Source organism: Jiulongibacter sp. NS-SX5, from assembly GCF_052828545.1.
On the sequence record NZ_CM128248.1, the window covers coordinates 2,720,198 to 2,734,825 of the forward strand.

Annotated in this window: 13 protein-coding genes and 1 tRNA gene; 10 read left to right on the plus strand and 4 right to left on the minus strand. The window is 42.3% G+C overall.

Features of this window, described 5'->3' with window-relative positions; translation table 11 throughout:
• Positions 1–189 precede the first annotated feature (189 nt).
• From ACUXV0_RS12080 to ACUXV0_RS12105, 6 genes are read left to right on the plus strand one after another with little or no spacing between them, the layout of a single operon-like run.
• Positions 190–1,050 (plus strand): EboA domain-containing protein, encoded by an 861-nt coding sequence (locus ACUXV0_RS12080; RefSeq protein WP_446189814.1) that lies wholly within the window; start codon positions 190–192, stop codon positions 1,048–1,050.
• Positions 1,051–1,071: 21 nt separating this feature from the next.
• A complete protein-coding gene (locus ACUXV0_RS12085) occupies positions 1,072–1,977 on the plus strand; it encodes a TatD family hydrolase (protein ID WP_446189815.1) in 906 nt (301 codons plus the stop codon).
• A 1-nt stretch (position 1,978) separates the two neighbouring features.
• Positions 1,979–2,866: a UbiA-like protein EboC gene (eboC, locus tag ACUXV0_RS12090; protein ID WP_446189816.1), complete on the plus strand. Its 888-nt coding sequence runs from the start codon at positions 1,979–1,981 to the stop codon at positions 2,864–2,866.
• 18 nt (positions 2,867–2,884) lie between these two features.
• A complete protein-coding gene (locus ACUXV0_RS12095) occupies positions 2,885–4,063 on the plus strand; it encodes a 3-dehydroquinate synthase (protein WP_446189817.1) in 1,179 nt (392 codons plus the stop codon).
• Positions 4,044–5,261, plus strand: a complete 1,218-nt coding sequence (gene eboE / locus ACUXV0_RS12100; RefSeq protein ID WP_446189818.1) for a metabolite traffic protein EboE — start codon at positions 4,044–4,046, stop codon at positions 5,259–5,261. The genes ACUXV0_RS12095 and eboE overlap by 20 nt, the downstream gene beginning before the upstream one ends.
• A complete protein-coding gene (locus tag ACUXV0_RS12105; protein ID WP_446189819.1) occupies positions 5,258–6,622 on the plus strand; it encodes an alkaline phosphatase family protein in 1,365 nt (454 codons plus the stop codon). The genes eboE and ACUXV0_RS12105 overlap by 4 nt, the downstream gene beginning before the upstream one ends.
• A gap of 120 nt (positions 6,623–6,742) precedes the next feature.
• Here the strand turns inward: ACUXV0_RS12105 and trxA are convergent, their stop codons facing one another.
• The 3 genes from trxA to ACUXV0_RS12120 form a co-directional block, all read right to left on the minus strand.
• Positions 6,743–7,066, minus strand: a complete 324-nt coding sequence (gene trxA, locus ACUXV0_RS12110; protein WP_446189820.1) for a thioredoxin — start codon at positions 7,064–7,066, stop codon at positions 6,743–6,745.
• Positions 7,067–7,077: 11 nt separating this feature from the next.
• On the minus strand, positions 7,078–7,485 hold the full coding sequence (locus tag ACUXV0_RS12115) for an OsmC family protein (RefSeq protein ID WP_446189821.1): 408 nt from the start codon (positions 7,483–7,485) through the stop codon (positions 7,078–7,080).
• 184 nt (positions 7,486–7,669) lie between these two features.
• A tRNA-Phe gene (locus ACUXV0_RS12120) sits at positions 7,670–7,745 on the minus strand.
• Positions 7,746–7,937: 192 nt separating this feature from the next.
• Between ACUXV0_RS12120 and ACUXV0_RS12125 the strand changes: the two genes are divergently transcribed.
• From ACUXV0_RS12125 to ACUXV0_RS12140, 4 genes are read left to right on the plus strand one after another with little or no spacing between them, the layout of a single operon-like run.
• Positions 7,938–9,260, plus strand: coding sequence for a 4Fe-4S dicluster domain-containing protein (locus tag ACUXV0_RS12125; RefSeq protein WP_446189822.1), 1,323 nt, complete (start codon positions 7,938–7,940; stop codon positions 9,258–9,260).
• 58 nt (positions 9,261–9,318) lie between these two features.
• The gene (locus ACUXV0_RS12130) at positions 9,319–10,509 is read left to right on the plus strand and encodes an anhydro-N-acetylmuramic acid kinase (protein WP_446189823.1); all 1,191 of its coding nucleotides are present in this window, start codon (positions 9,319–9,321) and stop codon (positions 10,507–10,509) included.
• Positions 10,510–10,547: 38 nt separating this feature from the next.
• A complete protein-coding gene (locus tag ACUXV0_RS12135) occupies positions 10,548–12,116 on the plus strand; it encodes a DUF1800 family protein (protein ID WP_446189824.1) in 1,569 nt (522 codons plus the stop codon).
• Positions 12,116–13,753: a DUF1501 domain-containing protein gene (locus ACUXV0_RS12140; RefSeq protein ID WP_446189825.1), complete on the plus strand. Its 1,638-nt coding sequence runs from the start codon at positions 12,116–12,118 to the stop codon at positions 13,751–13,753. Before ACUXV0_RS12135 ends, ACUXV0_RS12140 begins: the two co-directional genes overlap by 1 nt.
• A gap of 3 nt (positions 13,754–13,756) precedes the next feature.
• Here the strand turns inward: ACUXV0_RS12140 and msrA are convergent, their stop codons facing one another.
• Positions 13,757–14,308, minus strand: coding sequence for a peptide-methionine (S)-S-oxide reductase MsrA (gene msrA, locus ACUXV0_RS12145; protein WP_446189826.1), 552 nt, complete (start codon positions 14,306–14,308; stop codon positions 13,757–13,759).
• Positions 14,309–14,628 lie beyond the last annotated feature (320 nt).

The following is a 14,628-nucleotide window of genomic DNA, read 5'->3' on the forward strand; positions in this document are numbered from 1 at the left end:
CAGCTAATATTTCAGCTCTTCAAGATTTGTATCCATTCCATCCTTCGACCAAAACCCTTCAATAATCTACTTTTAAGCATATTTTCAACCTGTTTGACACTTTTGCACGGTAAATAAGTGCTATTTTTGTGTTGTTCTGTTGTCAGGAAAAACATCCCGTATTATTCATTGACACCAGTCCAATGACCTATGAACCTACCGAACCCTATTTTTAAAAAGCTAGAAGAAAACTGCCTTGACTTTCTGGATGAAAATTCAGGAAAATGGCTTGCTTCAAAACTAGAGGAGAATCTTACTCCTTCGTCGTTTTACCTGACCTTTGGCCTTATCGGCAGAAAAATACCTGCTGCACAGGTAGACCTCAAACCAGAAACACAAAGTCTGTTTAAGGAGATCAACCCGGATTTCGAATCAGAGCCTTTTACACTGGATGAATACTGTCGCCTTCTTTTGCTGTTATCTACAGCACCAGAAAGTAATCACGAACTGATTTCTACGATGATCGGCTCAGCCGACCGGAAAGAGCTGGTAACCATTTTCAAGTCCATTCAGTATCTCGGTAATGCCGAAGACTTCAAACTGGAAATGATTGATGGATTAAGAACCAATATGGTCGATGTATTTGATGCCATTTCAAGGTATCAGTCTTTTCCCGTTCGATTCTTTCATCAGGACGCATGGAATCAAATGGTATTGAAAGCCATTTTTATGGAAAGACCATTGTTTAAAATTCAGGGACTGGATCAGAATCGTAATCAAAAACTAACAGACACCCTACATGATTTTGTGCACGAAAGATGGTCTGCTGGTCGAAATGTTCATCCGGAATTATGGAGAGCCGTACTAGGTTTTGAGAATGATCATCTGATAACTGACATGATAAGCTTATCTGATAGTGGATCTGAACTGGATCAAATGGCCGTAAGAAAAGCCCTGTTTGCTTCTGAACATTCAGCTGCGAAGCAATGGTGCAAGGAAAATACCAGCTTGAAACCAACGCAAAGCTGGACAGAAATAGGTGTTTTACTGGAAGTGGCTCAAGCGAATTAAGAAGAATAAAAAAACAAGCATATGAAGTTTATAGATCCTCATGTACACATGACCTCACGTACTACAGACGATTACGAGGCCATGAGTAAAGCAGGAATAGTAGCACTGATAGAACCTGCCTTCTGGCTGGGCCAGCCCCGTACAGAAGTTGGCTCTTTCAAAGATTATTACAGCAGTATCGTGGGTTGGGAGCCTTTCCGCTCATCGCAGTTTGGAATTAAGCACTACTGCACCATTGGCCTGAACTCTAAAGAGGCCAATAATGTGCCCCTTGCCGAAAAAGTAATGGAGCTGCTGCCGCTTTATGCCCTTAAAGATAACGTAGTGGCCATCGGTGAAATCGGTTATGATGACCAGACAGAAGCCGAAGATCGTTTCTTCAGGGCTCAGATAGAGCTGGCTAAAGAAGTGGGGCTGCCCATCATGATTCATACCCCTCACCGTGATAAAAAGAAAGGAACTCTGAAAAGCATGGATGTGCTGGAAGAACATGGCATGGACCCTAAAATGGTGGTGATTGACCATAATAATGAAGAAACCGCTAAGGAAGTTCTGGATCGTGGCTACTGGGCTGCTTTTACCATTTATCCTCGTACCAAAATGGGCAGTGAAAGAATGGTGGAAGTGGTAAAAACCTATGGCTCAGAAAGAATTATCGTCGATAGCTCGGCTGACTGGGGCGTGAGTGATCCTCTGGCAGTACCAAAGACCGCCAAACTTATGCTGGAGAATGGGATCAGCAAGGAAGACGTTCACCTAACTACTTACAAAAATGCCCTTACCGCATACAGTCAAAGTGGCAATATGAAAGAGTCTGATTGGGACAGCGGAGTTTCGTATGACCAGTCGGTGCTTTATGGTGGCAACAGTGTATTACGTGGGCAAGATCCCAAAAAGGGCAGCTCATCTGACATTATAGAAAACTAAAATGGGTAAACTCTTTAGTTTTCTTCAGCTGTTGAGACCGGCCAATGTGGTTACTGCACTTGCAGATATTGCCGCAGGTCTCGCTATTTCCGGGTTTTTAACAGCCGACATTCAAAACTGGCAAAATGCCATTTTCCTTTTTCTTTCTACCATCGGGTTATACGGAGGGGGAGTAGTATTGAATGACGTATTCGATGCACCACTGGATGCCGTAGAACGTCCAGAGCGACCGATTCCATCTGGAAAGGTTAGTCTCAAAGCAGGTGCAATTTTCGGTGGCGGACTTTTAGTTCTTGGAGTTCTCAGTGCCCTGATGGCTGGCATAAATTCCTTCTGGATTGCTCTGGCCATTGCTCTGTTTGTGATACTCTATGATAAATGGGCCAAACACAGTAGCTTTTTCGGACCATTGACCATGGGAATTTGTCGGGGGCTCAATTTGCTATTAGGCATGAGCCTTCTTTGGTCTGAACTGTCCAACTTAGAGCTTTCCATCGGTCTTATTCCGGTTTTCTTTATCGCGGCTATCACATTGACCAGTCAGGGAGAAGTTCATGGAAGTAATAAGAAGTCATTAGGCTTTGCCCTTACTATAGACAGCCTTATTTTTATTCTATTGGTGGTGTTATCTCACCTTAATTTTAAGTATTTGTGGTATAGCCTGCCTTTTGTAGCATTTTGGTACTTTTTAAACCTTCGGGCCAAATCAAAAGCAATCAGAAATAATATCCCTGAAAACATCAAAAAGGCAGTAAAGACGGGTGTTATATCTCTTATCCCTTTAAATGCAGCCTATACGGCAATCTTCGGAACATGGTACCATGCTCTTGCTGTTCTATGTCTGCTGCCGGTTTCTCTTTGGCTCGCCAAAAGGTTTGCCGTCACATAAATTTGAATTTGTTGACTCATGAATATTAAACAACGTTTTGAGGTTCCTTTTGAATACTCCATCGAATTTACGGAAGGGGTATTTGAGCCTGAAAATACGCTTCTCTCAGATTTCATAGCCGGAGAGAAAGGGCCCAGTCAGGTGAAAGTGGGGGTGATCATTGATCAGAATGTGGCACAAAACCACCCAAACCTGATTTCTAAAATCGACGACTATTTCAAGGCAATTCCCGGGGTTTCACTTTCTCATGAGCCCGTAGTTATTACTGGTGGTGAAGAAGCCAAAAACAACCTCGATACCTTCAAAGAAGTTCTTGATGTTATCGATCAGGGAAAAATAGATCGTCACTCCTATCTTATTGGAATCGGTGGTGGTGCTGTTTTAGATATGGTGGGTTTTGCGGCAGCTATCGGTCACAGAGGTATTAGACATATCAGAATCCCAACCACCGTTCTTTCTCAAAACGACTCAGGCGTAGGGGTGAAAAACGGCATCAACTTCTTTGGTAAAAAGAACTTCTTGGGAGCGTTCACTCCGCCGGTTTTGGTAATCAATGATTTTCATTTTCTGACTACACTCACAGACCGAGACTGGCGATCTGGCATGTCTGAAGCCGTGAAAGTGGCTCTTATAAAAGACAAAGCCTTTTTCAATTGGCTGGAAGAAAATGCCTTAAAGCTGGCTCAAAGAGATCTGGAAGCCATGAAAGTGCTGGTTTTTGAATGTGCACGCCTGCATGCAGATCATATTGTTGGAAACAATGACCCTTTTGAATCCGGCTCCTCAAGGCCGCTCGACTTCGGTCACTGGGCCGCTCATAAAATGGAGCAGCTTACGCAATTTGAAATCAAACACGGAGAAGCCGTAGCCATCGGTATCGCTTTTGATATTTATTACGGTGGCCTTGCAGAAATAATGCCTTTTGAAAGCTGTGAACGTGTAGTGAAGGTGCTGCAACTGCTAGGCTTTGATACTTTTCACCCTGTCTTATTAAATGAAGCTCAATCGGCTATTAACCCTGAGCTAATCAAAGGTCTGGAGGAATTCCGCGAGCATTTAGGTGGGGAGCTTACCATTACCATGGTGCCGGAAATCGGAACCAAAATTGACGTTCACCAGATGGACACAGACCTGCTAAATCAAGCGGCCCTAAACCTCAAAAAAACAACACGAAATCATGTTCCTGCAGAAGCATAAGGCTCATCTGACCTACTGTTCTAATATTCACCCTGGCGAGACCTGGAAAGACACCCTGGCAAACCTGGAAACTTACACCACGGAGGTGAGAGAGAAAATGGGGACAGAACATTTCGGGGTAGGTCTAAGAATATCTGGTGAGGCCTCAAAAGGTCTATTGGAAGGTACAGAACTTGCTGATTTTAAAAACTGGCTGGAGGAGAACAACCTCTATGTGTTTACCATTAATGGTTTCCCCTACGGCAATTTTCATTCTCAAAGGGTCAAAGACCACGTGCATAGCCCAGACTGGCTTAGTGAAGAACGTCTGGCTTACTCCAAACGCCTTTTCACCATTCTGAATACTTTGCTTCCGGAAGGAATGGATGGTGGAGTTTCCACCTCGCCGGTTTCGTATCGTCATTGGTTTGAAAATGAAAACTCATTGACCGATGCCAAAGCTAAAGGTGCTGAACAAATAGCAGACCTGGCCCTTTTTCTACATCAGTTAAAACAGGAGTCTGGCAAAAGTTTGCATTTAGATATGGAACCCGAGCCAGACGGTATTTTGGAAACAGGTGAAGAGTTTATTCAATATTATAACGAATTCATTCTGCCAACTGCTATTGAAAGAATTTCAAAAGAAACAGGACTTTCTGCTTCAGAAGCAGAGGCGGTGGTTCGTGAGCATATCCAGATCTGTTTTGATGTCTGTCATTTTGCCGTTGGCTTTGAAAATATCGATGAGGCTCTTCAAAACTTGAAAGAGCATAAAATAAAGGTAGGCCGAATTCAAATCAGTGCGGCATTGGGAACCGGTCCGCTGAACTCCTCCTCAGATTTCAAACTGATTCGCCAGGAGTTGGAAACATTTGACGAGCCTGTTTATCTGCATCAGGCCGTTTGCAAAGATGAAAATGGTGGATTGACTCGCTATAAAGATTTAGGGCCTGCATTGGCCGTTTTTGAAGCTAACAAACCTGCTGAAATGCGGACTCACTTCCATGTACCCATCTTTCTTGAAAACTATAAAACATTGGTCTCTACCCAAAAAGCCATTGTAGAAACCCTGAAACATTGGAAAAATGAACCATTCACCCCGCATCTTGAGGTAGAAACTTATACCTGGGGTGTGCTGCCACAGGAAATGCAAACGGACATTGTAAGCTCTGTATGCCGTGAACTGCAGTGGGTCATTGATACTTTAGATAGATTATGAACAGACTGGCCGTTATTGATATCGTAGGGCTTTCAGAAAAGTTGATCGGGGAACATACGCCCTTTTTGAGCCAATGGTTAAAAGATAAACATCTCAGCCAGATTCAGCCTGTGCTCCCTGCTGTCACTTGCTCAGCCCAAACTACCTACCTTACCGGAAAATGGCCTTCTGAGCACGGAATTGTAGGAAATGGCTGGTTTTTTAAAGACACTCAGGAGGTCTCTCTATGGAAACAATCCAACAAGCTGGTACAAGCAGAAAACGTCTGGGATATCGCCAGGAAAAAGAACCCGGATTTTACCGTGGCCAATATGTTCTGGTGGTTTAATATGTATTCTACCGCTGATTATACCGTTACCCCACGCCCCCAATACCGGGCCGATGGTCAGAAAAAACCCGACTGCTACGCTAAACCGGCCGAACTGCGTGATGAGCTGCAGCAGCAGTTAGGCACTTTCCCTTTGTTTGACTTCTGGGGGCCGCGTACCACTATCAAATCCAGCAAATGGATAGCAGAAGCCTCAAAAGTGGTAGAAGAGAAATACAGCCCTACCTTACTTCTGGTTTACCTGCCCCATCTGGATTATGTGCTGCAGAAGTTTGAGCAGGCAAACCCAAATGTGGCCAAAGACTTGCAGGAAATAGATGAGCTCTGCAAAGACCTGATTTCTACACTAGAGAAACGTGGTATGGAAGTCATGGTTTTATCTGAATATGGTATTTCAAAAGCTACACAGCCGGTGCACCTCAACCGCCGCCTGAGAGAAAACGGGCTGATTCAGATTCGTGAAGAAAACGGACTGGAACTGCTGGATGCCGGCGAGTCAAAAGCCTTTGCGGTGGCAGATCATCAAGTAGCACATGTGTACATAAATGACCTATCACAAAAAGAACAAGTCAAAAAAATACTAGAAGACACACCAGGTGTAGAGCTGGTATTGGATGACGAAGGAAAGAAAAAATACCATATTCAGCATGAAAGAGCGGGCGATTTAGTGGTAATAGCAGCAGAAAATAATTGGTTTACCTATTATTACTGGCTTGACGACCAAAAGGCACCGGATTTTGCCCGTGTGGTGGATATTCATAAAAAGCCCGGGTATGACCCCGTGGAAATGTTCTTTGACCCGAAAAAGAAATTCATTTTCCCTCGTCTAGCCTTTAAGCTTCTGAAGAAAAAACTGGGTTTCCGTACGTTAATGGATGTGATTCCGCTAGATGCCTCTCTGGTGAAAGGTTCGCATGGACGGGTAAATATTGACAAACAAGACAAGCCCGTTCTCATTTCAAAAGAAGAAAAAGCGTTATCGATAGATCCTACTCAGATTCAGGAGCTGATTCTTCAGAAAATATTTGCCTGACGAAAAAAAGGCCTGTTTGGAGCATTGAGCTTCAATTGGGCCATTAATTCTGAAAAACTCACTTAAAAAAAGCACCCAAAATTTCTTTCGGGTGCCCTTAAAATAGATTGATGTATTGGTCTAAGCCGCCAAAACTAAATCATTGATTTTTTCTCTCAATATAGATTCGCTAATAAGGCCAGTGACCCTGTTTTTTACCTCCTCATTTTTTATAAAGAATAGAGAGGGAATACTTCTGATACCAAACTGAGCAGCGATATCACTGTTTTTGTCAATATTGACTTTTTGGATTTCTACCTTACCTGCGAAATCCTCAGACAGCTTCTCTACGGTAGGCATCAGCGACTGACATGGTCCACACCAATCGGCGTAGAAGTCGATGACTACTGGTAGATCACCATTCAGAACATTCTCAAACTCTGTTTTACTGTTTATACTTTTCATAATTCTATTGTTTAAAGTTCTTTTGATTCTTCAATTTCCCATTCACCACGTACCAGGCGTGTTACATAACAATTGTCTGCCTCTCTGATCAATTCTCCTTTCTGATCTTCGCTGATGTCACCTTCAATTTTAATCGCAGAACTAATTGTGGTTTTAAAGCTTCCATCCTGGTTTCTCTTCACCTGCTGGCTCAGCTCTGCATCCACATCGCCTATCTCCCAACCATTTCGGCGTGCCACATTTCTAATGGTAGCGACTTTACACATTGAAATGCCTGCCAATACCAGCTCGGTTGGAGAAAAGCCCAGATCTGTTCCTTTGGACTTTACCGGCTCATCACCTACCAACGCATGTCTGCCATTGCTGATGAAGGATTGGTATCCTTCAGGTATGTTTTTAATCTTAATCTCTGTTGCCATTTTTCCCTTATCTTTTTTGTTGATACAAATTTCAGAGAATTAAGAGGTGGTTTTGTTAACCATTTTTCCCCATCTGTTGGCTATATGGCACTAGTTTGAACTTGAATGAGAAAAGCAAGGAAGGAAGCTGAGAGATAGATAGAATCTAAAACAAAAAAGGCCAGCTTCTCAGCTGACCTTTATCTGGTGGTGATGGACGGAATCGAACCGCCGACACAAGGATTTTCAGTCCTTTGCTCTACCAACTGAGCTACATCACCATTGTGATTACACCACCATTCCCATATTTTGGGAGTGCAAAAATAGATAAAATGCCATTCCGTACAAACATTTTTGAGTTTTCTCTCTAAAAATATTTGTGACACCTCCACGCTTTCTTTTTTCAAACCTTTTTATGACATTTGTATAGTATGCTTGCATACTATTTTTGACTATGAATTGAATACCCTATTATGGAATACATACAGCAAATCTTGTTTCTTCTGGTTTTTGCAGCAGCCGTTTATTTCATTGCCAGACGCGTTATCCTAATCAAAAAGACGATTCAACTCGGTAAAGCTGACGACAGAACAGACCATCCTGGCATCCGACTCAAAACGATGCTTAGGGTCGCTTTCGGTCAGAAAAAGATGTTTGACAGACCAGTAGTGGGTATTTTACACTTTCTGGTATATGCGGGTTTTGTACTCATAAATCTTGAAATACTTGAGATTATCATTGATGGCCTTTTTGGTACACACAGAGTATTGGCAAAGCCTCTTGGTAGCCTCTACCCTATTGTGATCAATTTCTTTGAAATTCTGGCCCTTGGGGTAATTTTAGCCTGTGTGATTTTCCTCATCAGAAGGAATGTTCTAAAAATTAACCGACTTCACCCCAGTTCATCGAAAGAAATGAATGGCTGGCCAGCAATGGATGCCAATATAATTTTGGTATTTGAGATTGCTTTAATGATGGCCTTTTTGAAAATGAACGCCGCTGACGCCATTCTTCAAGAAAGGGCTGTGGGTCATTTTGCAGACGCCGATACCGGTAGCTTTTTGATAAGCCAATGGCTGATTCCTTTCATGAGTTCTTTCTCAGATACTTTTTTACTCATTGCAGAAAGAGCTGCCTGGTGGTTCCATATTGTCGGTATTTTGGCATTTGCATTGTATGTAACCTACTCTAAACACCTACACATTGCCCTGGCCTTCCCTAATACGTACTTCGCTGACTTAAAGCCTAGAGGTCAAATGAACAATATGCCTGCTGTTACCAAAGAAGTTAAAATCATGATGGAACTGGAGCAGCCCGGAGCAGAGGAAGAAGAAGTTGGTCGGTTCGGTGCAAAAGATGTGGAGGACCTGAGCTGGAAAAACCTGATGGACGCTTACAGCTGTACTGAGTGTGGCCGTTGTACGTCTCAATGCCCTGCAAATATGACCGGCAAAGCTCTTTCTCCTCGTAAAATCATGATGAGCACCAGAGACCGGCTGGAGGATATTCAAAAAGGATGGCTGGCGAATGGCTACGATCATAAAGACGAGAAAAGTCTGAATGGCGATTATATAACAGAAGAAGAATTATTGGCCTGTACCAGTTGCAATGCCTGTGTAGAAGCCTGCCCGGTATTGATAAACCCTCTGGATATTATCCTTCAGCTTCGCCGTTATAATGTGATGGAAGAATCAAAAGCTCCTCAAAGCTGGAATATGATGTTCCAAAACCTTGAAACCAATATGGCTCCATGGAAATTCTCTCCAGATGATCGGATGAAGTGGGCTTCAGAATAGTTTTCAGTGGGCAGTATTAGTGTAACTTTGCCTACTGCCTTTTGTAAACTCAAAGCTAATGAACCCTTCCATCGAGAAACTTTACCAAATTGCTCAAAAAGAGAAAAGAACCATCATTGGCCTGATGTCAGGAACATCGCTAGATGGCTTAGATGTAGCTCTTTGTGAATTTACTGGTTCGGGTGATCAGACAACTGTGGTTTTGAAAGAGTTTCTTACTATTCCATTTGAATCTCAAACAAAAAGCGAAATTCGTTCGGTGTTTGCACAGCAAAACATTGACTTTCCGAAGCTTTGTATGCTCAACCCCTGGATCGGGCGATTGCATGGTAAAATGGTAAACCGGTGCCTTAAAACATGGGGGATGAAGTCAGATGATGTTGACCTGATTGCCAGTCATGGTCAGACGGTAATGCACATGCCCAAAAGGCTTCATAAAAATGAGCTTTTCCCTGATTCAACCTTACAGATAGGGGATGCTGACCATTTAGCAAACGAGACAGGTATTCTCACCCTGTCAGACTTCAGACAAAAGCACTGTGCGGCAGGCGGCGAAGGTGCCCCACTTGCCTTATACGGTGACTACCTACTGTTTTCTTCAAAGCAAGAAAACAGGGTTTTGATCAATATCGGCGGTATTGCCAACTTTACTTTTTTGCCTTCTACTGGCGACTTCTCAAAAGTCTTTGCTACGGATACAGGGCCAGGCAACACTTTGATTGACGCCTTTACTCAGAAACACTTTGACAAGGCATTTGATGAGAATGCAATCATTGCAAAGCGAGGTCAGCTTTCTATAGAGCTTTTAGATACCCTATTGGAGCATGAGTATTTCACTCAGTCTGTACCCAAAACTACAGGACCAGAACTCTTTAATCTTGACTATGTCAAAAAGGCGATTGCGGAATCAGGGGTGGAGATCTCTAAAGAAGATATCTTGCATACACTTTGCCACTTCACTGCTAAAAGCCTTACTCAAGAGATCAAAAGATCTGTAAACCTTGAGCCCGACACCGTAATTTATTTAAGTGGGGGTGGAATGCATAATCCGCTTTTGGTGGAACTAATCAAACAAGAATTACCAAACGTACACGTTAAGATTATGAATGTACTCGGTGTTTCGGGTGATGCTAAAGAAGCCGTTCTTTTTGCCGCACTAGCTAACGAAACTCTGGCTGGTCAGGGATTTATCTCTCCAAACAACTCTGAGGAACGGTTTTTTATGGGTAAAATATCATTACCTCTTTAGGCTCAAGCATTTAATTTGACGTATTTTTGACTAATACAATGTCCTTTTTGCCCGTGGCAGAGAAATCTATTACCAGGTCAGCATTTTTTGATAAATTATTTACCAGTAAACACTTACGGGCAGTAGGTAGCCTGGATGAATATACCTCAGCCCTTAATAAAGCCGAGGTGTACCACCTTCTTAAACGCTGTTGCTATTCCATAGATGTAGATTTTGCAAATTCGTTGATCGGCAAAACCGCGAGAGAGGTGGTGAACATGCTTATCAATAACGCTACCAACAGGACAATACCAGCACCACCTTTCGATACCAATCAGAGCTTTAGGAACCCGAACCTTTTGTCTGCTGAGCAATATCAAGACGAAAGATATAAGAACCTAACCACTCACTTTGCTCAAAATGAGCAATTGATAGAGTGGTGGATAGACCTCATGCGTAAAGACACTAAAAGTCTGGGAGAGAAGGTGACCTTTATGTGGCATTCTCATTTTACGACGCAATATGAGGGAAATGAGCCCATAGCTGCTCAGTTTATGTATCGCCAAAATCAGTTATTGAGAAGGCAATTCCTCGGGGATTTCAAATCATTTTTAGAACAGATAACTATTGATGGAGCCATGCTCCAATACCTCAATGGCAGTCAAAACATCAAAGATGCTCCCAACGAAAATTATGCTCGTGAGCTTTTTGAGCTGTATGCCGTAGGAATAGGGGATGGTCACTACACTGAAGAAGATATACGAGAAGCAGCCAAAGTACTCACCGGATGGAAGGCAACCCACTTTGTGGAAGAAGGCAAAGCTTATCAGCCTTATCTGCAGGTAAATCAATTTAGTACTGATACGAAAACCGTTTTTGATACAGAGTTTGTGGTAGACTATGAACTCACGGAGAGCAATATCTTTAAAAACTCCATTCAAAAATTAATGGAAGTTACCCTTGACAAAAAAGGGGAAGAAGTTTCCCGTTTTATTATGGGGAAAATGTATCGGGCTTTTGTGTATAATAAACCCGATACCGACGAAAATGAGACAGTGAAAGAGTTAGCGACCTTTTTCAAAGACAATAACTTTGACACCAAAAAGGCTCTGGTTAAACTTTTGACGAGTCAACACTTCTTCGATGCCAATAATCACGGAATTTCCATCAAATCGCCTTTAGAAAGCTTCCTTAGTTTTACGGCTCACTTTGATATTTCAAATGAGGAATTAAGAAAGGCTCTCAAAGACTATGGTCAGGAACTGCTAAACCCGCCCGATGTAAGCGGATGGAAAGGATACAGAACGTGGGTCAATACGAAATCACTGCCGGGTTTTATTGATAGCTTCACGGCCATTCTAAACTCTAAAACTGACCAATATGTAGGTGATTGGGCAGCGAGCTTAGACAGTTTTGAGGACTCTTATGGTCTTACAGAAAGTTTGGCTCTGCTCTTTTTTGGAAGGATTCCTGCAGAGGCTCGCCTCAAAAAAGTAGAAAACGCCTTGCTCGGTGGAGCCCCTTATTACGAGTGGCCTGAGATAGCCGCCAACAGAGAAAATGCAGGAATCAGAGTTAAAGTAGCTCTGAAGGATATGATGAAAATGCCGGAATTTTACTTAATCTGATGGATAGAAGATCGTTTATAAAGAATACTTCAGTAGGGCTGGGTGCCGTGGGGCAGATGAAGGTAGGGCAGATGAACCTTTCTTCTTTCGACTCCCTGTATCAGGTAGATGAAGAGAATGATAATATTCTGGTAATAGTCCAGCTTTTTGGAGGAAATGACGGCATCAATACCATCATTCCACACGAGTGGCCAGATTATTATAATAGATTCAGACCACGCTTACATATTCCTTCTGAAGCATCTATTGGTTTTGCAGATCCTAAGCTAGGAATTGCCATGCACCCATCGCTAAAAAATGGAGTGAATGAGGGTATGCTGGGAATGTATAAAAACGGTAAACTTTCCGTCATTCAAGGGGTGGGTTATCAGAACCCGAACCTTTCCCATTTTAGATCAACAGACATCTGGTTTTCGGGAATAGTGCCTTATAATGACGGTCAAAAGCTACCTACTGGATGGCTGGGAAGGTACTTTGATCAATACCAAAATAAAGAACTACCAGAAAGCCCTTATTGCATTCACGTAGGGGAGAGCCCACTGCTACTATTTCAAGGAGAAAATAAAGAAAGTGCCATTCTCTTAGAAGACCCCGAAGAGCTTTTTGATCAGGGTAAATCTGTAGAAAGTGAGAAAATTGAGCTCGGAGAGCAAAGTCTTTTTGCTGATGAATTCAATTATATCAACGATGTAGGTGTTCGTATCAATCACTTTTCAAAATCGGTCAAAGAGGCTTTTGACAAAGGAAAAAATAGTGAAGACTATCAGAATGATGGGCTTTCAAATCAGATGAAGCTTGTTGCAAGACTCATAGATGGTGGGCTAAAAACCAAAGTATACTCTGTGAGTTTGGGAGGTTTTGATACCCATGCCGGCCAAGGAGCTCTTGATGGTTTTCATAGTAGATTATTATACCAAATGAGTGCGGCTATATCGTCTTTTCAGTCAGATATAGAAAAGCTGGGGCACAGTTCAAAAGTTGTAGGAATTACAGTCTCTGAATTTGGCCGACGACCATATGAAAACGCAAGCTCAGGTACAGATCACGGCACTGCTAATGTGATGTTTGCTTTTGGTGATGAGGTCAAACCGGAAGTTTTCGGTAGCAATATTGCATTTCTTCCATTCTTTGATGCTGAAAACCTGGCTTACAGGTACGACTTCAGATCTATCTATCAGGAGATCATGAGAACCTGGTTTGGGGCGTCTTCCTTCCTTTCAGAATCAGTACTAGGTGGTAAATATGCTCTGATTGATCAAGTTGGTTTTCTGAAAAGCACCAAACCTGACGCCACACTTCCTGCAGAGCCCGTAGTACCTGAAATAAACCAGGATCCGAAATCACCTAACAATCCTTACAGCCCGTACAGTGTTACTGAGCAAGATAAATTTACGGCATTCCCTAACCCTACGCCAGATGGTAAGTTTATACTCAGCATGATCCTATATGTGGAGTCAGATGTTGAGATCAGGCAAGTAGACTTTAAGGGTCGGGAAATGGGAGAGTTATTGAAGAAGAAAAACTACAGACCAGGCTCGTATTTCTTGCCAATGGAGCTCAAAGGTGGTGCCGGCCTACATATTTTACATATCAAAGTAGGCCATAGAAACCACTATGTTAAGGTTATGAAGCTGTAATCGTTATTTCAACCTATCTGCAAAAACCTTTTTGAACTTCTCTACTTTGGGTCTTACAACCATGGAGCAATATGGGTTCTCATCGCCTTTTTCGTTGAAATAGTTCTGATGATAATCTTCAGCAATATAAAATTCTGTGGCGGGTTCTAAGGTGGTAACAATTGCATCAGGATAGTAGCCTGAAGCGTCAAGATCTTTGATAATACCTTCGGCAATTAACTTCTGCTGCTGATCATGGTAGAAAACAGCAGAACGGTACTGAGTACCTACATCATTTCCTTGTCTGTTTAACGTTGTAGGGTCATGTGTCTTAAAAAACACCTCCAATAACTGCTCAAAACTTAGTTTCTCAGCGTCATATCTAATGTGGATGACCTCCGCGTGACCCGTCTGACCCGTACAAACCTCTTTATAGCTTGGATTTACTGTATGGCCTCCCATATATCCACTTTCTACCGTTTCTACACCCACCAACTGCTGAAAAACAGCCTCCGTACACCAAAAACAGCCTCCGGCAAGGGTGGCTACAGCATATTCTTTTGACTCAGACTTCATCTCTATTTTTCCTAAATTGCTTCAGTAATGAAACACAAAAGGTGACCCAATTAGTTTGGCTGTCGACGCGATTTCATTCTTTAGAATTGAGATTTCCTTATTGTTAAAATAATTGTCCTGAGCTTGTCGAAGGGCTGTTTGATGTACAATTAATTTTTTGATAAAAAAGAGTTTCGAAAATACACCTAAGGGTCAAAAATTGATTGTACAAGTTTATTTTGACAATGTTTTTTGATTACTTTTTTTCGAAAAAAAGTAATGCCCGCCTGGCGAAGGCAAATGTATCAATTGGGGATAATGATTCTTATTACCATTCATTT

Coding starts and splice junctions, on each gene's coding strand:
- ACUXV0_RS12080 (WP_446189814.1), top strand. CDS start 190: ATGAACCTACCGAACCCTATTTTTAAAAAGCTAGAAGAAAACTGCCTT.
- ACUXV0_RS12085 (WP_446189815.1), top strand. CDS start 1,072: ATGAAGTTTATAGATCCTCATGTACACATGACCTCACGTACTACAGAC.
- eboC (WP_446189816.1), top strand. CDS start 1,979: ATGGGTAAACTCTTTAGTTTTCTTCAGCTGTTGAGACCGGCCAATGTG.
- ACUXV0_RS12095 (WP_446189817.1), top strand. CDS start 2,885: ATGAATATTAAACAACGTTTTGAGGTTCCTTTTGAATACTCCATCGAA.
- eboE (WP_446189818.1), top strand. CDS start 4,044: ATGTTCCTGCAGAAGCATAAGGCTCATCTGACCTACTGTTCTAATATT.
- ACUXV0_RS12105 (WP_446189819.1), top strand. CDS start 5,258: ATGAACAGACTGGCCGTTATTGATATCGTAGGGCTTTCAGAAAAGTTG.
- trxA (WP_446189820.1), bottom strand. CDS start 7,066: ATGAAAAGTATAAACAGTAAAACAGAGTTTGAGAATGTTCTGAATGGT.
- ACUXV0_RS12115 (WP_446189821.1), bottom strand. CDS start 7,485: ATGGCAACAGAGATTAAGATTAAAAACATACCTGAAGGATACCAATCC.
- ACUXV0_RS12125 (WP_446189822.1), top strand. CDS start 7,938: ATGGAATACATACAGCAAATCTTGTTTCTTCTGGTTTTTGCAGCAGCC.
- ACUXV0_RS12130 (WP_446189823.1), top strand. CDS start 9,319: ATGAACCCTTCCATCGAGAAACTTTACCAAATTGCTCAAAAAGAGAAA.
- ACUXV0_RS12135 (WP_446189824.1), top strand. CDS start 10,548: ATGTCCTTTTTGCCCGTGGCAGAGAAATCTATTACCAGGTCAGCATTT.
- ACUXV0_RS12140 (WP_446189825.1), top strand. CDS start 12,116: ATGGATAGAAGATCGTTTATAAAGAATACTTCAGTAGGGCTGGGTGCC.
- msrA (WP_446189826.1), bottom strand. CDS start 14,308: ATGAAGTCTGAGTCAAAAGAATATGCTGTAGCCACCCTTGCCGGAGGC.